The following is an 18,328-nucleotide window of genomic DNA, read 5'->3' on the forward strand; positions in this document are numbered from 1 at the left end:
TCCGGCCTCGTCGCCGGTCCGCCCCGCCCTACTCCACCGCTGACCAGCCCGCCTCTTCAAGGAACCGCCGCGCGGTGCCGTAGATCGGCGCGGTCAGCCCCTCCGTCAGCATCTGCCGGGTGTCGAATTCGGCAAAGGCCGGGTGGCGCGCCCGGAACGCCGGCAGCCCTTCGTCCAGCGCCCGCACCAGCGCGTTCACCGCCGCCGGCGGGGCCGAGGCGCTGGTCACAAGCGTCGCCGCCAGGGCAAAGGTCTCCACGTCCGTCCCCTGCCCCGGATAGGTGCCGCCGGGGATCGCGCTGGCCAGGTAATATGGGTAATCCGCCGCAAGCTGCTCCACCAGCGGCCGCTCCAGCGGCACCAGGATCAGGTCGCAGGAGGCGAACAGCCCCTCGACCGCCAGGTTCGGATGGCCGATCACCAGGACCGCCGCGTCGATGTCACCGCTGCACAGCGATTGTTCCAGCGCCGAGGTGGCATAATCCGCCAGATAGCCGAAATCCGTCGCGGTCCATCCGGCCTGCGCCATGACCGCCTCCATCGTCGCCCGCCCGCCCGACCCGATCGGCCCGATACTGATCCGCTTGCCAGCGAGGTCGGAAAACTTGGAGATCCCGGCAGAGGCGCGGGCAATCACGGTGAACGCCTCCGGGTACAGCGACACGATGGAGCGCAGCGTGCGGTCCGGCCCGCGCCCGGCAAAGACATCGGTGCCGTCCAGCGCGTGCGACTGCCAGTCCGACTGCACGACCGCAAAGGTGGCGTCGCCGCGCCGCAGGGCGTTCAGGTTGTCGATCGACCCGCCGCTGGCGCGCACGACGCAACGGATGCCATGTTCCCAACGTCGGTCGTTGATCAGCGCACACAGGCTGCCCCCGGCAAAATAGTAGACCCCTTCGGGACTGCCGGTGGAGATACTCACCAGACGCGGCGGCGGTCCGGCCGATCCCGAAGGCACCGCCAGCATCGCCGCCAGCGCTATGCAGCCTGCCAGCGCCGCCAGCAGGGCGGCGCGCAGGCCGCGGGGGGGTCCGGACATCGACCTGTCTCCTCAGCCAGTGACCTCAGCGTAGAAAACCCCGCAGCGAAAGGAAAGCCCGCGCGGGACACGTTGCCAATGCGCTGCGGTCGTTTACAGTTTCACGGCAGGCACCACGGGCAGAGCGATGGAAAGCTATCAGCGACTGATCGACGTCATCTCCCTCGAAAGCCTGCGGATGCGGGTCGAACACTGGGTGCTGACGCAGGTCCTGGTGCCCGGCACGCTGGGCCAGATCGCCGTGGGGGCCTTTGCGCTGGCGCTGGCCTTCCTGGTCTCTGCCCGCGCCCGCCCCCGGCTGGAGCGGCTGTTCGACGCCGCCGGCCGCCGTTGGAGCTGGGGCCGCGGTTTCGGTGCGGCGCTGCTGGCCCTGTCGGTGCCGCTGCTCTGCCTGCCCGCCTTCCTTGTCGCCGCCTCCGTGGCCGGGCTCATGGGCCTGCCCAGCGGTCTCTTGACCGCGGCGCTGCAACTGACGGCGGCCTGGGTCGTGCTGCGGCTGCTCTCCGGGGTCATCCGCAACGTCTTTCTGTCGCGCGTGGCCTTCACGGTGGCCTTTGCCGTCACCGCCGCCAATCTGCTGGGCCTGTTCGAGACGCTGATCGTCCGGCTGGACCTGATCGGCATCAATCTGGGGTCGATCCACCTGTCGGTGCTCGACGTGCTGCGCGGCACGGTGCAGGTCACGCTTTTCGTCTGGGTCGCCCTGCTGATCGCCCACCTGGTCGAGAACCGGGTGGAAAACGCCCGCGGCATGGCGCCCTCGCTGCGCGTGCTGACCAGCAAGCTCCTGCGCCTCGGCCTGGTTGGCGTCGCGCTGATCTTTGCGCTGACCAGCGTCGGCATTGACATCACCGCCTTTGCCCTTGTCACCGGCGCGCTGGGCGTGGCGCTGGGCTTCGGCATGCAAAAGACCGTGTCGAACCTGATCAGCGGCCTGCTGCTGCTGATCGACCGGTCGATCAAGCCGGGCGACGTGCTGGAACTCAGCAACCCCTCGGACCGCACGGTGCAACTGTTCGGCTGGGTCACCGCGCTGAACGCGCGCTACGTTTCGTTGACCACGCGCGATGGCACCGAATGGCTGGTCCCGAACGAAGAGCTGATCTCGCAGCGCATCGTCAACTGGTCCTACAGCCACAACCGGCTGCGCCTGCTCACCCCCATCGCGATCGATTTCGAAAGCGACGTGCCGCTGGCGATGAAGGCCGCCGTCGATGCCGCCCTTGACACGCCGCGCGTGCTGCACAGCCCCGAACCGGTCTGCCGCCTGATGAGCTTTGGCGACAGCTGCGTCAACCTCGAGCTGCGCTTCTGGATCGAGGACCCGACCAACGGCATCATCAACGTGCGCAGCGACGTGCTGCTGGCGGTCTGGACCAGCTATCGCAATCACGGCATCCGCACCCGCCTCGGCCACCGTGACCTGCACATCAAGCCCGACTCCGAGCTGACGCTGCGCATGGACCGGCCACGCAGACCGACGCAGGACTGACGCGCCGCCTCGCGTCTTCTTCTGGCCGGAAATACCTCGGGGGAGTCGCGGCCCCGCCGCGACGGGCTCAGAGCCCCCAACGGACGGCTCGCCCAGGCGCGCCCTGCCAAGGCTGGGGAGGCCCGCCTCGCCCCTCTCTGGAACGGAACCAGCGCCATACTAGACGCGCCGCAGGCGCGTTCCGGGGACGGCGGGCGGGGCGAAATCGGCGCCGCAAGGCGACGAGGAGCGCCGTACCGCCGACCTCACCTGCCTCAGTAATCGCGCTCGAAATAGACGCCGATGCCGCTGCTCCCGTCCGAGCTCAGCCGCCCGCGCACGGTCACGCTGGGGTTCACCGTCAGGTTCAGGTTGATCTCGCTCTCGCCCTTGGCGTTCACGGTGACGTCGCTGTAGATGTTCTCGCCGATGTAGGTGCCGACCCGCGCCTGCGCGGTGCCGTCGTCCGCCGTGCCGATGTCCAGGTCCGACACCCCCAGCCCGCCGCGTAGCGAGTCCGTCAGGCCCAGCCCGCCGCGCCCGGACAGCGTCCGCACCGCGTTGGCCAGCTGCACCGCCTGCAAGGCCGACAGGTTGGTCACCGACTTGCCGAACAGGAAGAAGGACAGCGCCTCGTCCTGCGGCAGCTCGGGCACCGATCCCACGGTCAGCTCCGGCGACGAGGCCGGGCCTTCGATGGTGATGGTGATGTCGGTGTCCTCGACACGCGTCGTCGCGACAAAGCGGATCACCGGATCGAAACTGCCGCGCAGCGCCACCGACCCCTCGGTCAGCTCCAGCCGCCGCCCCAGCAGGTCCAGCCGGCCCCGGATCAGGTCGAACTGGCCGATCGGCACGACGTCCGCCGATGTTCCGCTCAGCCGCAGCCGTCCGCCCAGCTCGGCGTCCAGCCCGCGCCCGCGCACAAAGATCTTGTTCTCCGCCCGGATGACCAGGTCCAGCGGATAGGGCGGCAAGGGCGCCGCCCGCTGCGCCTCGGTCTTGTCGAGACCGGCGAACTTCAGCGTCAGCTGCACGTCCTGCGGCATCCCCACGTGGCGCAACCCGTCCAGCGCCGCGTAGCTGGCGCCGATGTTGGGAATGCGCGCCTCGACAGTGCCGAGGTCGATCACCCCGCCGATCGACGCGCCGCCGGTCAGCGCGCCCTTGACCTCGACCCGGCCGCTCGCGGTGGTTTCGAACAGTCCCGCCTGTTGCAGCACCGCGTCGCGCAGTTGCAGCACCAGATCGCTGGCAAAGGGAGGCGTCAGCGCCACCGGCCCCGACAGCTCGACCCGGCCGCCGTTGCCAAGGTTGGCCGCAAAGGATGCCTGCGCCTGCCCGCCGGACAGCCGCATCTCGCCGCCCAGATCGTTCAGCACGATGTTCTGCGCCGGCGCGGCAAAGCGCGCCCCGCTGGTCGACACGGTGCCCGACACCGCGCCCAGCGACGGCGCGCCGCGCAGCGCGATGTCAAAGGACAGCAGCCCCGTGACCACCTGCGGCGTGATGTAGCCGTTGGCCAGTGACAGCGGGGCCGAACCGTTCAGGTTCAGGTCCAGCGTGCGGAAATCCGTGGCCGTGGTGCCGCTGACCGTGGCACCGATCCCGGCGGGCCCGCTGCCGCGGAGGTCCACCTGCCAGCCCGATCCGGTCTGCCGCGCGGTCCCGGTCACGCTGGCCGGTCCGGACAGCTCAGACACGATCGACGCGAGGTTGGCCAGCCGCAGGTCCAGCGCCAGTTCGGCGCCGGACTCGGCCGCATAGCGGCCCGAGATATCGGCGTCGATGCCGCTGGCGTCCAGGCTGAGCGCGTCGATGCGGTAGGCGCCGCCCTCTTCGCGCGCGATGTTGACGTCCAGCTGGGTATTGCCGGTCAGCAACGGATCGACAGTCGGCAACCCGATGCCCAGCCCCTGCCCGCGCACCAGGGCGGTCAGCGTCAGCGGCCCGTCCAGCACCCCGCCCGAGGCCTGCGCCTCGAGCTGTGCTGCCCCGCGCAACGACATGCCCGCCAGCCCCGAAAACGGCGTCAGCGACGCGACGGAGGCGGTCAGCTGGCCATCCACCTCCGGCCCCCGCAGCCCGTCCGGCGTCACCGTGCCGACAAAACGCACATCCGCCGGCCCCGCCAACACCAGTTCGTCCACCTGGTAGACGCCGACCTCGTTGCGCGCGAGCTGGACGTTCAGCCGCGTATCCCCCGCCAGCAGCGGGTCGATGTCCGGCCGACCCAGGCCAAGCCCCTGCCCCCGCACCGAGGCGGTCAGGGTCAGCGGGCCGTCCAGCAGCGCGCCGTCTGCCTGCGCCTCGATCTGCGCGGCTCCGCGCAGCGGCATCCCCGCCAGCCCCGAAAGCGGCGTCAGCGACGCCGCAGAGGCGCTGAGTTGCCCGGTCACTTCGGGTCCGCGTTCCCCCGCCGGGTTCACCCGCCCGGCAAAGCGCGCGTCCACGACGCCGTCCAGCGTCAGGTCATCGATCCGGTAGGCGCCCGAGCTTTCCCGCTCCAGCTGCACGTCCAGCCGGGTCGTTCCCGCCAGCAGCGGATCGACCTGCGCCAGGCCCAACGCCACGTTCTGCCCGCGCAGCGTGCCCGACAGGGTCAGCGCCCCTTCCAGCAGCCCGCCCCTGGCCTGCGCCTCGATCTCGGCCGCGCCGCTCAGCGGGCGTTTCGCCAGCCCGGCCAGCAGCGCCAGCGACGGCACCCGCGCCGTCAGCGCGCCATCGACCGACAGCCCGCGCAGGCCACCCGGGGTCACGGTGCCGACATAGCGCAGCTGCACCGCGCCTTGCAGGTCCAGCGGGTCCAGCCTGATCGGCCCGTTCAGCGTGCGCGCCGCCGCCAGAGTCAGCGCCGTGCGCCCCGCAAGCAGCGGATCGACATCCGGTAGGCCCAGTTGCACGTCCTGCACCTGGCCTTCGGCGGACAGGTTGAACGCCGCGCCGTCGATCCGCCCCTCACCGGTCACACGCAGGTCCACCGAACCGGCCAGGTCGCGCCCCGCCAGGGTCGAGAACGGCGCCAGCGTCGACAGCGCCGCGTCCAGCCGCCCGGCGACCTGCGGCACCTCGCCGCCCAGGTCCACGGTGCCCCGGTAGGACAGACGGCCAGCCTCGGCCACGACGGCTTCGGCGTCCAGCGTCCAGGTGTCGCCCGCCTGGTCGGCGCTGACCACCGCCGTCGTCGCGCCCGACAGGCCCGGCAGGACCAGCCCGGTTTCCAGGATGCTCGCTTGCAGTTTTCCGCTGCTTGCCCCGGTGGCCAGCGTCCCGGTGCCGGTGATGCGCGCCTGCGGCGTGATCAGCGACAGCCGCTCGGCCCGCAGGCCGGATTCGTCGCGCACCGCGCGCAGGTCCAGCCGCCCCTCGCCGTCGATCAGCGGATCCAGCTGCGCGATCCCGGTGGCCAGATCGCGCGTCGTGCCGTTCAGGACCAAATCGAAGCCGCCCGTCACCAGGCCCAGCTCACCCGTGACCGCCAGTTCCGCGCCGCCCTCCAGCGCGATGCCAGCCAGCCCGGCAAAGCGTGACAGGTCCTGCGCCGCCACCTTCAGGTCCGGCGACAGCACCGGGTTCAGCGAGCCGGTCCCGAACAGCGACAGCCCGCCGGTCAGCCCGTAGTCGGCCCCGGAGAGGTCCATGTCGCGCAGATTGAACGGCGCGTCCGGCTGCCAGTCAAACCGCAGCGAGCCGTTCAGCGTCTCGCCCAGCGCCTGCGCCAGCGCCGCGTCGACCGGGGCAAGCCCCGTGCCCGACAGCGTCAGCGCGCCGGTGACGCGGGTCGCCGCGCGGTCGATCTCGCCCGAGCCTTGCAGTTGCAGGCGGTCCGCAGAACCTTCGGCCGTGGTCAGCCCGCGCGCGTCCAGCGTCAGCTGCCAGCCGTTGCCGCGCGCCGCGTCGAAGGTGCCCGACAGCGTCGCGCCCTTGATATAGGTCTGCGCGCCCGGCACTGGCAGCAGCACCTCGTCACCCGTGGGCGGCACGATGCGCCCCGACAGGTCCAGCCGCTGCGGCCAGCCATCCGGCGCCAGCGCCGCGTAACCCGTCAGCTCCAGCGCCTGCGCCCGCAGATCGAGGTTTTCCAGCTCGATCGAACCGTCCGAGCGCTGCACCGCCTCGGCCTTGAGCCGGATGTCATTGCCCAGGAATTCGCCGTAGGCGGGCGCCACCACCGGCGCCAGATCACCGCCGATGTCGAGCGAGAGGCGCTGCGTCTCGGCATCGCCGTCCGCGCGCAGCACGATCCGCCCGGCCAGCCGCTCGACGCCGTCGGTTTCCAGCTTGAGATCGGCGGCGAAATCGTCAACCGGGGCATCGCCGGTCACGCTCAGCAGCACCGAAGGGTCGCCCGGCAGGCCCAGCTTGCGCGCCACGAGGCCGCCCGCGGGCTCCTGGAACAGGGTATCCAGCCGCAGCACCCGCGAGGTGTTGGAATAGGCGCCCGACAGCTTGAGCAGGCCGCCCCGGTCCAGCCGCTCCACCTGAAGGTCGGCATCGCCCTCGCCGCCCGACAGCTGGGCATTGCCGGTCACCCGCAGCACAAGGTCCTCGGTGGCGACCGGCGCGCCCAGGGCGACCTCGCGCAGATCCAGCTGCGCGAGGCGCAGCGACACCGGCAGTTCAGGCAGGGCAAAGGCGCTGCGCGCCTCCGGCGCGGGCGGCGCATCGCTGGCCACGGTCACCGGCAGGCGCGGCACCTCGATCCGGTCGACGCTGATCTCGTCGATCTCGACCGCGCCGCGCAACAGCGACCCGCGCGTCCAGGTCATCGCGACGCCGGTCATGGTCAGCCAGACGCCATCGTCGTCGGCCACGGTGATCCGGTCGATGGTCGCGCGCGAACTCAGCGCCCCGGCAAAGCCTTCGATGCTGACCTCGCGCCCGGCGTCGGACAGCGCGTCCTCCAGCAGGCCCTGGATATAGCCCCGGTCGTCATCCTGCGCGAAACCGGCCAGTGGCCAGACGAGCAACACCAGCAAAAGCCGCAAGAAACGCATCAGAATGCCTGTCCGATCCCTATGTAGATCTGCACGCCGTCGCCGGTATCACCGGCCACCGGCCCCGCGACGTCAAAACGGATCGGGCCGACCGGCGTGTCGTAGCGCAGGCCCAGACCCGCGCCGGCGTGCCAATCGCCGGTGCCGTCGGGAAAGCTTTCGGCGCCGACATAGCCGGCATCGGCGAAACCGACCACGCCGATGCTGTCGGTGACATCGACGCGCACCTCGGTCGACAGGCCCAGGAAACTGCGCCCGCCCAGCCGGAGGCCGCCGTAATCCACGTCGAGCGAGCGGTAGGGTTGGCCGCGCACGCTGCCCCCTCCGCCCGAGTAGAGCAGGAAGTCCGGCGGCGCGTCCATCGCGTCGGGGCCGACCAGCCCCGCCAGCTGCACCCGCCCGGCCAGCACGATGCCTTCGTCGGCACCGAAGGCGCGGTAGCCGCGCATGTCAAAGGAATAGCGCCCGCCGTAATCGCTGCGGTTCAGGATGGTGAACGGCTCCAGCTCGGCCCGCAGGTAAAAGCCTTCGGTCGGGTTCAGCTTGTCGTCGCGCCGGTCGATCGTCAGCGCGCCGGGAAACGACAGCAGCGTCAGCAGGCGTTCGGGTTCGCCGGGCAGCCACAGGTCGGTGATCTGTGACCGGCTGTAGGAAATCCCCAGCTCGCCCGAGACCTGCTTGGAAAACGCCCGCGTCACGCCAAAGCCCAGCGCGAACTTCCGTTCGATGTAGTCGGGTTCGTCGTCGTAGCTGAGGCCCGTGGTGGCAAAGAACAGCGTGTCGGCGCCGTAGACGGCGGGTTTCTCGAACCGCGCCGTGATCGAGAAATCGGGGTTCATCCCGGTGCCGCCCAGCTGGGTGGCCTTGCCCTCGACGCGGAACCGTTCGGCCCCGCCCAGGATGTTGCGGTGCAGCCAGAAGCCGGACAGCCCCACCCCTTCGGAGGACGACAATTCCGCGCCAAAGCCGAAGCGGCGCGGCTTGCGGTCGGTGACGTCGATCACGATGTCCAGTTCACCGTCTGGCGAGGCCGTCTCGGCTTCGGTCAGGGTGACAGAGCGGAAGGTGCCGGTCGACCGCAGGCGGCTGGCCGCATCCTCGACCTCGACCGGGTCGAACACCTCGCCGCGCGGGATGCCGGCGATCTGGCGGATGCGCGCGGCGCGCACCGCGCTGTCCTCGGTCACGATCACGTCGCCAAAGCGCAGGCGCTGGCCCCGGTCGACGGTCAGTGTCACGTCCAGTTCCGACACGGGATGGCGCGCGGTGATCTTCTGGTCGGCGATCTGCGCCTTGGCGTAGCCCATGGACCGCCAGCTGTCGACCGCCACCTGCGCGGTGTCCCGCACGACGGTCGCCAGCGCCGGCTGTCCGGGGGCAAAGCCTTCGGGGATCGGCGCCCGCTTGTTGATCGGCGCGACCACCGCGCGGCCAAAGGTGAACTGCTTGCCGGGGTCGACCCGGATCTTGACGTGGTCGATGCGCGCCGGCGGGGCAAAGGGCGGGATTTCGGCCGCCTCGCGCCCGTCGAGCGTGATCCGCACCGTGGCCGAATAGTAGCCCTGCGCATACAGCGCCTCGACCAGCCGCGCATAATCGCCCTGCGCGGCGGCCAGGACGTCCTGCGGCGCGCTGTCGCCGCTGTCCTTCAGCGTGGCGAGAATCGATGCCGCGCGCAGGCTTTCCCCGATCGCGCCGTCCTCCTTGCCGACGATGGCAAAGGTCAGCTTTTCAAGGCTCTTGGCCGATTGCGGCAGGGTCAGGCAAATGCCTGTCATGGCGGCAAAAACCAGGGCACGCGAAATCGGTCGCAGAACCCGCACCCGCGTTCCGGACCACCCCAGGGGCCTGATCGCCCGCCTGCAGATATCTAGCCGCTCACCCATGCTCACAGACTATAAGATGATGCGCGGACGCATAGAGGCAAATGCAAATGACAGCAAGAATCAGCGCGCCTCCGTATCCCGTTTGCACAGGACCGGCTGGCGCAGGCGCCCTTGGCCAAGCCCCCGCCGGACCGGGCGCGCCGGCGCGCGGCGCGGAACCCTGTCACTGCCCTCGGGGCAACCGCCTCTCAGGCCAGCAGCGGATCGTCCATGAGGTCGTCTTCGGCCGGGTCTTCGTCAAGCAATGCCCATTTCCCGGCGTCATCCAGCATCATGCGTTCAAACAGCCCGCCCGGACCAAAGGGATCGGCGACAGACACCGGGCCGGGCGGCGGATCACTCGGGCCGGGATCGACAGGGCCGGGATCGGTCGGGCCAGGATCGACAGGCCCCGTCGGCGGCGGCGTCACGCCGCCCCAGCCCCAGAACGAGCCCGCCATCAGGTTGCCAAAGACGCCGCCCGCGCCGAACACGTTGCCCGACCAGATGTCCGGCGTGGAGGGGATGGGGTCCACGACCGGCGGTTCCTCGGGACCGGGGTCCTCGGGGGTCGGATCCTCCGGGCCCGGGTCCTCTGGACCGGGGTCCTGCGGTGGCGGATCCTCCGGCCCCGGATCTTCGGGGTCGGGATCGACCGGATCGGGAATGTCGGGTCCGGGCGTCTCCGGGTCGGGCGTGTCCACCCGCTCGCCGTCGACGACGCTGTAGCGTTCGGCGACGTATTCGCGCAGCACCCAGTCGGTGTAGGGCGGCTTCAACGCGCCGCTGTCGTCGGTGACCGCCGGGTCGAAGGCGGCGTACGTTTCGAACACGCCGGTCACCAGGGCCACCTCCGCCTCCGACAGGTTCTCTTCCTCGCCCCAGACGTCGTAACCTTGGAACCGCGTCACGGTCAGGTCGCCGCCATAGAGCGGCAGCGCGGCTTCGGCGAAATCGGTCGCATGGACGTGGTCGCTGTGCTCCTGGTCGAACCCGTCGTCTTGCAGCAGCAGGTCCTCGGGCGCGTGGCGCTCCATGATCGCTGCCAGAACCTGCGTCAGTTCGGTCGACGTGTAGCTGGCCGCGCCGTCGACGGTCACGACCTCGGGGATGGTGCCGTCCCACAGCTGTTCCAGGCTGGCCAGGCCGTAGGTGTCGGTCCCGCCGCCGTCGATTCCATCGGGCGTGCGCAGGAAATACAGCCGCACCTGCGGCGCGCTTTCCAGGTAGCTGCTGGCCACCTCGCAGGGCACGCCGCCCACGTCCAGCGTCACCGTCTCGTCGATCCAGTCCGCCGGATCGGCCCCGGCCATCTGCGCATAGGCGGCCTTGGCCCCGGCTTCGCGCATTTCCCAATAGGCGGCATCCTGACCGGCGTCCCCGGCGGTCAGGTAGACCGTGGTCTGCGCCTCGCCCGCGGAGATGCTCTCGGCCACTGTCGGGTTCATGAACAGCAGGTCGTCATCGGGATGTGCGACGATTGCCATGGCGCCGCCCGCTTCAACCGGGCTCAGCGCCGCGACCGTCAGGTCGATCAACTCGGCATCGCCGGGCAGCACCGCGCCGCGCAGGTCCGCCGTGCCCAGTCCCAGCGGCACCTCCGCCGCCCGTTCCGCCAGCAGGACGTCGTCCTTGAGGATCGACATCTGGCCTGTGTCGTCGATCAGCGCGCTGAAATGCGCGGTCTCGCCCGCCTGCAGGGCATCCTGCGCCACGAGGCGGTAGGTGCTGCCCCCCTGTGACAACGAGAACGCCAGGTCGTTCGAGGATCCCGCCTGGCCAAAGCTCAACTGCACGGGGCCGCCCGCCTCGCCCAGCGCGACCAGCGGACGCGAGCCGCCTCCCAGCCCGTCAAAGCGCAGGGCAACGTCGATCCGCAAGGGCCCGGTAAAGAGCCCGTCAATCACCGGCTGCAACATCGGACAATCGCATCCTTCAGGTCTCGGCACGGCAAGGAACCGGGGCCGTGCTTCCCCGGCCGGACCGCCCCACGGTCCGAATGGCGCCACATCCACGCCACGATCTTTGCACCCAGCGCCGCGATCCTGCCACAATCTGCGGGCGAAGTCCGTTCACTTTGCGGAAACACACCGTTGAATGGCGCAAATATCCACGGGCCTTTCAGACAAGGGTGCGCGTCCTCCGCATCGGCGTTCCGGCGGCGGATCGGTCGCCGGGTTGACCCGCCCTGCCCCGATCCGGATCGCCAAACGCGTGTCAGATCGACATGCGCCGCACCCGCGCCCCGCCGCGCCGCCGGGGCTGCGGCAAGGTCAGGTCCAGCGGCCGCAGCGGGCAACGCAGCGACTCGCGGATCAATGCGCAGAACACCGCCACCGCCGGGTCCGTGTCGGCAAAGGGTTCGGCCCGCAGCCAGGCGCGCACCGCCTCCGCCTCGTAGCTGGCGTCACCCGGCAGCAGCGCCAGCCATTGCATGTAGCCCATGTGGCCCAGTTCGCGCGCCCGTTCGGGCGTCGCGGCCTCGGCCTGCAACTGGATCAGGGTTCTCTCGATCGACATGGCACCCTCCGCGCCAGCGGGCGGCGGTGCCTGGGTGGGATCGGTCGTCTCTGAGGGCCGGAACGGTCCATCGTGCACGCCTTCTCCGGGGCACCCCGCCCGGGTTGAGTGAAAAGAACGTGCCGCCCCATGGCAGCCCGTAATGGCAGGTCTCCTGACTCGCGGGTCGTCGCGTCTCCCGTGCCTTCCCGGGGACAGCGCGTCCCCAGTGGCGTCTTTCGGGATGGCTCGCCGCTCACAGTTGCGGGGGCAGTCACGGTCTTGGGGGTCTCCCCGCACCGTGTTCCCTATTAGGCCGCTTTCGCAGTCACCATCGCGCCCACCCTGCGCCTGCACCCGCGCCCGGTCAAGCGGCCCCTTGCCCGCCGCGCGCCCCTGTCGCATGACAGATCGCAGAAGGAGCGCGGATTGGCCCAGATCACCTTGAAACAGCTCGAAGCGTTTGTGCAGGTGGCCGACCTTGCCAGCTTTCGCCGCGCGGCGGAGCGGCTGAACACGACGCAGCCCAACGTCTCGGCCCGGATATCAGCCGTCGAATCGCAGCTGGGCCTCAGGCTGTTCGACCGCGACGCAGGCTCGGTCCGCCTGACCCCCGCCGGGCGGCCCCTGCTGGCCAAGGCGCGCGCGGTGCTGGCCGCCGTCGATGGCTTTGTCGCCGCCGCGGGCGAGGACCAGCTGTTCGAGGGCATCCTGCGGCTGGGTGTGACCGAGATGATCGTGCACAGCTGGCTGGGCGCCTTCCTGCGCGCGCTCAAGGCACGGTTTCCCGGAATCGACGTGGAGCTCACGGTGGACCTCTCGGCCAACCTCTCGCCGCAGCTGTTTTCCCGCGCGCTGGACCTGACGCTGCAAAGCGGCCCCTTTGGCCGGCAGATCACCGGCGGCGAGGACCTGGGCGCCTTTCCCCTGGTCTGGGTCGCCGCCCCCCGGCTGGGACTGCACGGCCCGCCGCTGTCGCTGCGCGAGGTCGCGGCGCACCCGGTGCTGACCCATGCGCGCGGCACCCTGCCCTTTGAGCAGCTGCGCGACCACGTCGCCTCGCACCCCGACGTGTCTGTGCGCCTTGTGCCGTCCACCAACCTCGCCGCCTGCCTGCAGATGACGCTGGACGGGCTGGGCGTGGCCTGCCTGCCCGAGGTCATGCTGCGCGCGCCGCTGGCCGAGGGGCGGCTGATGCCGCTGCGCTACCTCTGGGTGCCCGACCCGCTGCGCTTTCGCGCGCGCTATGACAGCGAAACCGCGCCCTCCTACGTGGTGCGCGCCGCCGAACTGGCGCGCGACGTGGCACGTGACAGCCTGGATCCCGCCCGAGGATAAATATTCCTGATCCTTATCATCCAATCAAATAATTGGATCGGATCAAAGCGTGCCGTTACCCTGCCCCCGACACAGGAAGGGACATCAATCATGGGCATCAGGCTGGGCGTGGACATCGGCGGCACCTTTACCGACGTGGTGCTTGAGACGGGCAGCGCGCGGCACTCCACCAAGGTGCTGACCACCTATGCCGCCCCCGAGGATGCGATCCTCGACGGGATGCGGCAGGTCTGCGCCAAGGCCGGCGTGACGCCGCAGCAGATCACCCAGATCATCCACGGCACCACCCTGGCCACCAACGCCCTGATCGAACGGCGCGGGGCAAAGACCGCGCTGATCACCACCGAAGGCTTTCGCGACGTGATCGAGATGCGCACCGAAAGCCGGTTCGAGCAGTACGACCTGAACCTGACGCTGCCCCTGCCCCTCTTGCCGCGCAACCGCCGCTACACCGTGACCGAACGCATGGACGCCGACGGCCACCCCCTGATCCCACTGGACCGCGCGCAGGTGGTGGCGCTGACCGAGGTCCTGCGCGACGCCGGCTATGACAGCATCGCCGTCGGCCTGCTGCACAGCTACGCCAACCCCGCGCATGAACGGCTGATCGCCGAGGTGCTGGCCGAAACGCTGCCCGGCGTGCCGGTCTCGCTATCCTCGGACGTCTCGCCGCAGATGCGCGAGTACGAACGCTTCAACACCACCATCGCCAATGCCTACATCAAGCCGCTGATGGCCTCCTACCTCAACCGCCTGCGCGAGAGGCTGGCGGGCGAAGGCGCGGATTGCCCGGTCTTCCTGATGCACTCCGGCGGCGGGATCATGTCGCTGGAGATGGCGGCCGAATTCCCGGTGCGGCTGGTCGAATCCGGCCCGGCGGGCGGCGCGATCTTTGCCGCCGACATCGCCGCGCGGCACGGGCTGGACAAGGTGCTGAGCTTTGACATGGGCGGCACCACGGCCAAGATCTGCCTGATCCGCAACCAGACGCCCAAGACCGCGCGCGTGTTCGAGGTCGCCCGCTCCTACCGCTTCAAGAAGGGCTCGGGCATGCCGATCTCGATCCCGGTGATCGACATGGTCGAGATCGGCGCCGGCGGCGGCTCGCTGGCCCATGTCGACGCGCTGAACCAGATCCGCGTCGGCCCCGAAAGCGCCGGGTCCGAACCCGGCCCCGCCTGTTACGGGCGCGGCGGCGACCGCCCCGCCGTCACCGACGCCGACCTGGTGCTGGGCAAGCTGGACCCTGACAACTTCGCCGGCGGCTCCATCGCGCTGCACCCCTCGTCATCCGCCCAGGCCCTGATCGCCCACATCGGCGACCGGCTGGACATGGACGAAACCGAGGCCGCCTGGGGCCTGGCCGAGGTGGTGGACGAGAACATGGCCAACGCCGCCCGCGTCCATGCGGTCGAGAACGGCGAGGACCTGTCGGGCTACACCATGATCGCCTTCGGCGGCGCGGCCCCGCTGCACGCCGCGCGTCTGTGCGAAAAGCTGGGCGTGGCGCGCTGCCTCGTGCCGCAGGGCGCGGGCGTCGGCTCGGCCATCGGGTTCCTCCGCGCGCCCTTCAGCTTCGAGGCCAACCGCTCGGTCTTTACCCGGCTGTCGAATTTCGACCCGGTCGCGGTCAAGGCGCTGTTTCAGGACCTGCGCGAGGAGGCCGCCAGCTTTGTCCGCACCTGCGACGCGCGTTCCGACATCCATGCCGAGTTCAAGGTCTACATGCGCTACGCCGGACAGGGCTGGGAAATCCCCGTGCCGCTGACCGCCGAGGAGGCCGACGCGCCCGACGCCGCCAGTTTCCGCACGCGGTTCGAGACGGAATACACCGCCCTCTTCGGCCGCACGGTCGAGGGGATGGAGCCGGAAATCACCGTCTGGTCGGTCAACGCCTTCACCCGCCGCGACGCTGCCGAAAAGGCGCCGCCCGTCACCCCCACCGGCTCCGTCACGGCACCCGCGCAGCGCGACCTCTTTGACCCGGCACTTGGCCGCCGCGTGACCGCCGCCGTCGTCGCCCGCGATGCTCTGCCGCCGGGGGCCAGCGTCGATGGCCCGGCGCTCATCACCGAGGACGAGACCACCGTCGTCGTCCCCTCCAGCCGCGAGGTGCTGACACTGGCGGACGGTACGCTAGACGTCCGCCTGCCACAGACCGCCCGCACCGAACAGAAGGACGCCGCCCATGTCTGAACCGTCGAAAGTCGCCTACCAGGTCATGTGGACCCGGCTGATCTCGGTCGTCGAGGAACAGGCCCAGGCGCTGATCCGCACCGCCTTTTCCACCTCCGTGCGCGAGGCGGGCGACCTCTCCGCCGGGGTCTACGACGACGCCGGGCAGATGCTGGCGCAGGCGGTCACCGGCACGCCGGGCCACGTCAACGCCATGGCCGACGCGGTGGGCCATTTCATCCGCCGCATCGGCCGCCAGAACATGTTCCCCGGCGACGTCTACCTGACCAACGACCCCTGGGAGGGCACCGGGCACAAGCACGACATCACCGTCGTCACGCCGGTGTTCAACGCGGCGAAACTGATCGGCTTTTTCGCCTGCACCGCCCATGTCACCGACATCGGCGGGCGCGGCTTTGGTGCCGATGCCAACGACGTGCACGAGGAAGGGCTGTACCTGCCCATCATGAAGTTCGCCGAACGGGGCGAGACCGACCGCACCCTGCTCATGATCATCCGCGGCAACGTGCGCGAGCCCGACCAGCTGGTCGGCGACATCCACGCGCTGGCCACCTGCAACGAGATCGGCCGCCGCCGGCTGCTGGAGATGATGGAGGAGTTCAGCCTCGAGGACCTGTCGGGCATCTCCGACTTCATCCTGACCAACTCGCGCACCGCCACGCTGGAGCGGATCAACGCGCTGAAACCCGGCAGCGCCGAGGGGCACATGCGGATCGACGGCTATGACCGCCCGATCGACCTGCACGTCAAGCTGACCATCGAACCGGACCGCATCCTGGCCGACTGGACCGGCACCAGCGGCACGGACCGCAAGGGCATCAACGTGCCGATGGTCTACACCAAGGCCTATGCCTGCTACGCGCTGAAATGCGCCATCGCGCCCGAGATCCCCAACAACGCCGCCTCGCTGGCGCCGTTCGAGGTGACCGCGCCGGAAAACACCATCGTCAACGCGCTGTTCCCGGCCCCCGTCGCGCTGCGCCACGTCATCGGCCACATGGTCCCCGACACGGTCTACGACGCGCTGGACAAGCTGTTGCCCGACACCGTGCCCGCCGAGGGCGCGGGGTGTCTCTGCAACTTCCAGCTGTCATTGCGCCCTGCCCCCGGCGCGCGCAATGCCCGCCGGGCCGAGGTGCTGACCTTCAACTCCGGCGGCTCGGGCGCACGACCCGGCCTCGACGGGATGAGCGCCACCGCCTTCCCCTCGGGCGTGATGACCATGCCGGTGGAGGCGACCGAGCAGGCCGGCCCGGTGATCATCTGGCGCAAGGAACTGCGCCCCGACAGCGGCGGCGCGGGCCAGCATCGCGGCGGGCTGGGCCAGTTCATGCAGGTCGGCGCGCGTGAGGGCCACGAGTTCGACATTTCCGCCATGCTGGACCGCATCCACCACCCGGCGCGCGGCCGCCGCGGCGGCATGGCGGGCGGCGCGACCTCCATCACCCGTTCAGACGGGACCGCGATGCGCGGCAAGGGCCGCCAGAGCGTGCCCGAGGGCCAGCGCGTGGTGATGGAGTTCCCCGGCGGCGGCGGCTACGGCGACCCGGCCCAGCGCGACCCCGCGCAGGTCCGCCGCGACATCGCGCTGGGCTACATCACGCCGCAACACGCAGCGCAACATTACGGCATCCCCGAATCCGAAAGCGCAGAGATCCTGCTCCGCGCCCGCCTTGGAGACAGCTTCTGATGGCCACCCCCGGCTTTGCCCCGCGTCCCACCAAAACCTCCTATGACGTCGTCATCATCGGCGGCGCGATCATGGGCTCCTCGACCGCCTGGTTCCTGTCGGACAACCCCGATTTCACCGGATCGGTCCTGGTGATCGAACGCGACCCGAGCTATTCCATGTGCTCGACCGCGCACACCAATTCCTGCATCCGGCAGCAGTTCTCGGACCCGCTGAACGTGCGCATCTCGCAGTTCACGGCCGAATTCATCCGCGCCCTGCCGGACCGGATGCGCGACAGCCGCGCGCCGCGCCTCAACGTGCAGAACTACGGCTATCTCTACCTCGCCGACAACGACGGCTTTGCCGAGGTGCTGCGCGAAAACGCGGTGATCCAGCGCGCCGAGGGCGCCGAGACAGAGCTGCTGACCCGCGACGAGATCGCCGAACGCTACCCCTTCTACCAGCTCGACGACATCGTGCTGGGCTCGATCAACCGCAAGGATGAGGGCTACTGGGACGGCGGCACGCTGTTCGAGTGGTTCCGCCGCTCGGCGCGCGACCGGGGTGTCGAATACGTCGCCAACGAGGTGGTCGGCCTGACCCGCGCGGGCAACCGCATCACCGGCGTGACGCTGGCCTCGGGCGAGACCTTGGCCTGCGGCCATGTCGTCAACGCCTCCGGCCCGCGCGCCGCGCGCACCGCCGCCATGGCGGGCATCCCCCTGCCGGTGGAGCCGCGCAAGCGCTTTACCTGGGTCTTCACCTCGGAAAAGCCGCTGGACCGCGAATTGCCGCTGACCATCGACCCCTCGGGCGTACACGTCCGGCAGGACGGCCCGACGACCTACCTCGCCGGGTGCCCGCCGCAGGATGACCACCCGGTCGACCCCACCGATTTCACGATGCACCACAACCGCTGGCTCGACCACGCCTGGCCGATCATCGCCACCCGCATCCCGGCCTTCGACTCGCTGCGCATCGTCACCGAATGGGCCGGGCACTACGCCTACAACACGCTGGATCAGAACGCCATCCTGGGGCCGCACCCGGAGATCACCAACTTCCTGTTCCAGAACGGCTTTTCCGGCCACGGGCTGCAACAGAGCCCGGCGATGGGCCGGGGCCTCGCGGAATGGCTGACCTATGGCGCCTACCGCAGCCTCGACCTGACCCGCTACGGCTATGACCGCATCGCCGAGAACCGCCCGATGCTGGAAAAGGCCGTGATCTGAGACCCAACTCCGAAAGGCA

The 18,328-nt window shown here is 69.9% G+C and carries 10 protein-coding genes and 1 riboswitch; of the genes, 5 read left to right on the plus strand and 5 right to left on the minus strand.

Going from position 1 to position 18,328, the window contains the following annotated elements; all coding sequences use genetic code 11:
• Positions 1 to 28 precede the first annotated feature (28 nt).
• Positions 29 to 1,039, minus strand: coding sequence for a TAXI family TRAP transporter solute-binding subunit (locus MAA8898_RS12170; RefSeq protein WP_094021298.1), 1,011 nt, complete (start codon positions 1,037 to 1,039; stop codon positions 29 to 31).
• Positions 1,040 to 1,166: 127 nt separating this feature from the next.
• On the opposite strand from MAA8898_RS12170, the gene MAA8898_RS12175 reads away from it, so the two are divergent.
• The gene (locus MAA8898_RS12175; protein WP_094021299.1) at positions 1,167 to 2,531 is read left to right on the plus strand and encodes a mechanosensitive ion channel family protein; all 1,365 of its coding nucleotides are present in this window, start codon (positions 1,167 to 1,169) and stop codon (positions 2,529 to 2,531) included.
• A 254-nt stretch (positions 2,532 to 2,785) separates the two neighbouring features.
• On the opposite strand, the gene MAA8898_RS12180 is transcribed toward MAA8898_RS12175, so the two are convergent.
• The 4 genes from MAA8898_RS12180 to MAA8898_RS12195 form a co-directional block, all read right to left on the minus strand.
• Positions 2,786 to 7,507, minus strand: a complete 4,722-nt coding sequence (locus MAA8898_RS12180) for a translocation/assembly module TamB domain-containing protein (protein WP_094021300.1) — start codon at positions 7,505 to 7,507, stop codon at positions 2,786 to 2,788.
• Complete coding sequence (locus MAA8898_RS12185; RefSeq protein ID WP_176445142.1) at positions 7,507 to 9,285, minus strand: autotransporter assembly complex protein TamA; 1,779 nt, start codon at positions 9,283 to 9,285, stop codon at positions 7,507 to 7,509. The genes MAA8898_RS12180 and MAA8898_RS12185 overlap by 1 nt, the downstream gene beginning before the upstream one ends.
• A gap of 296 nt (positions 9,286 to 9,581) precedes the next feature.
• A complete protein-coding gene (locus MAA8898_RS12190; protein ID WP_094021302.1) occupies positions 9,582 to 11,291 on the minus strand; it encodes a PIG-L family deacetylase in 1,710 nt (569 codons plus the stop codon).
• A gap of 298 nt (positions 11,292 to 11,589) precedes the next feature.
• Entirely contained in the window at positions 11,590 to 11,892 is a 303-nt protein-coding gene (locus MAA8898_RS12195) for a hypothetical protein (protein WP_094021303.1), read from the minus strand.
• 127 nt (positions 11,893 to 12,019) lie between these two features.
• Positions 12,020 to 12,222: riboswitch (cobalamin riboswitch) on the minus strand.
• A gap of 78 nt (positions 12,223 to 12,300) precedes the next feature.
• On the opposite strand from MAA8898_RS12195, the gene MAA8898_RS12200 reads away from it, so the two are divergent.
• The 4 genes from MAA8898_RS12200 (at position 12,301) to MAA8898_RS12215 (ending at position 18,309) form a co-directional block, all read left to right on the plus strand.
• A complete protein-coding gene (locus MAA8898_RS12200) occupies positions 12,301 to 13,209 on the plus strand; it encodes a LysR family transcriptional regulator (protein ID WP_094021510.1) in 909 nt (302 codons plus the stop codon).
• 90 nt (positions 13,210 to 13,299) lie between these two features.
• Positions 13,300 to 15,405, plus strand: coding sequence for a hydantoinase/oxoprolinase family protein (locus tag MAA8898_RS12205; protein WP_094021304.1), 2,106 nt, complete (start codon positions 13,300 to 13,302; stop codon positions 15,403 to 15,405).
• A complete protein-coding gene (locus tag MAA8898_RS12210) occupies positions 15,398 to 17,095 on the plus strand; it encodes a hydantoinase B/oxoprolinase family protein (protein ID WP_094021305.1) in 1,698 nt (565 codons plus the stop codon). Before MAA8898_RS12205 ends, MAA8898_RS12210 begins: the two co-directional genes overlap by 8 nt.
• Positions 17,095 to 18,309 carry an NAD(P)/FAD-dependent oxidoreductase gene (locus MAA8898_RS12215; protein ID WP_094021306.1) on the plus strand — a complete coding sequence of 405 codons (1,215 nt, stop codon included), beginning with the start codon at positions 17,095 to 17,097 and terminating at the stop codon, positions 18,307 to 18,309. The genes MAA8898_RS12210 and MAA8898_RS12215 overlap by 1 nt, the downstream gene beginning before the upstream one ends.
• Positions 18,310 to 18,328: the final 19 nt, after the last annotated feature.

The sequence above is a fragment of the Antarctobacter aquimaris genome (genome assembly GCF_900184945.1).
In the GTDB taxonomy this organism is placed as follows: Bacteria; Pseudomonadota; Alphaproteobacteria; order Rhodobacterales; family Rhodobacteraceae; genus Maliponia; species Maliponia aquimaris.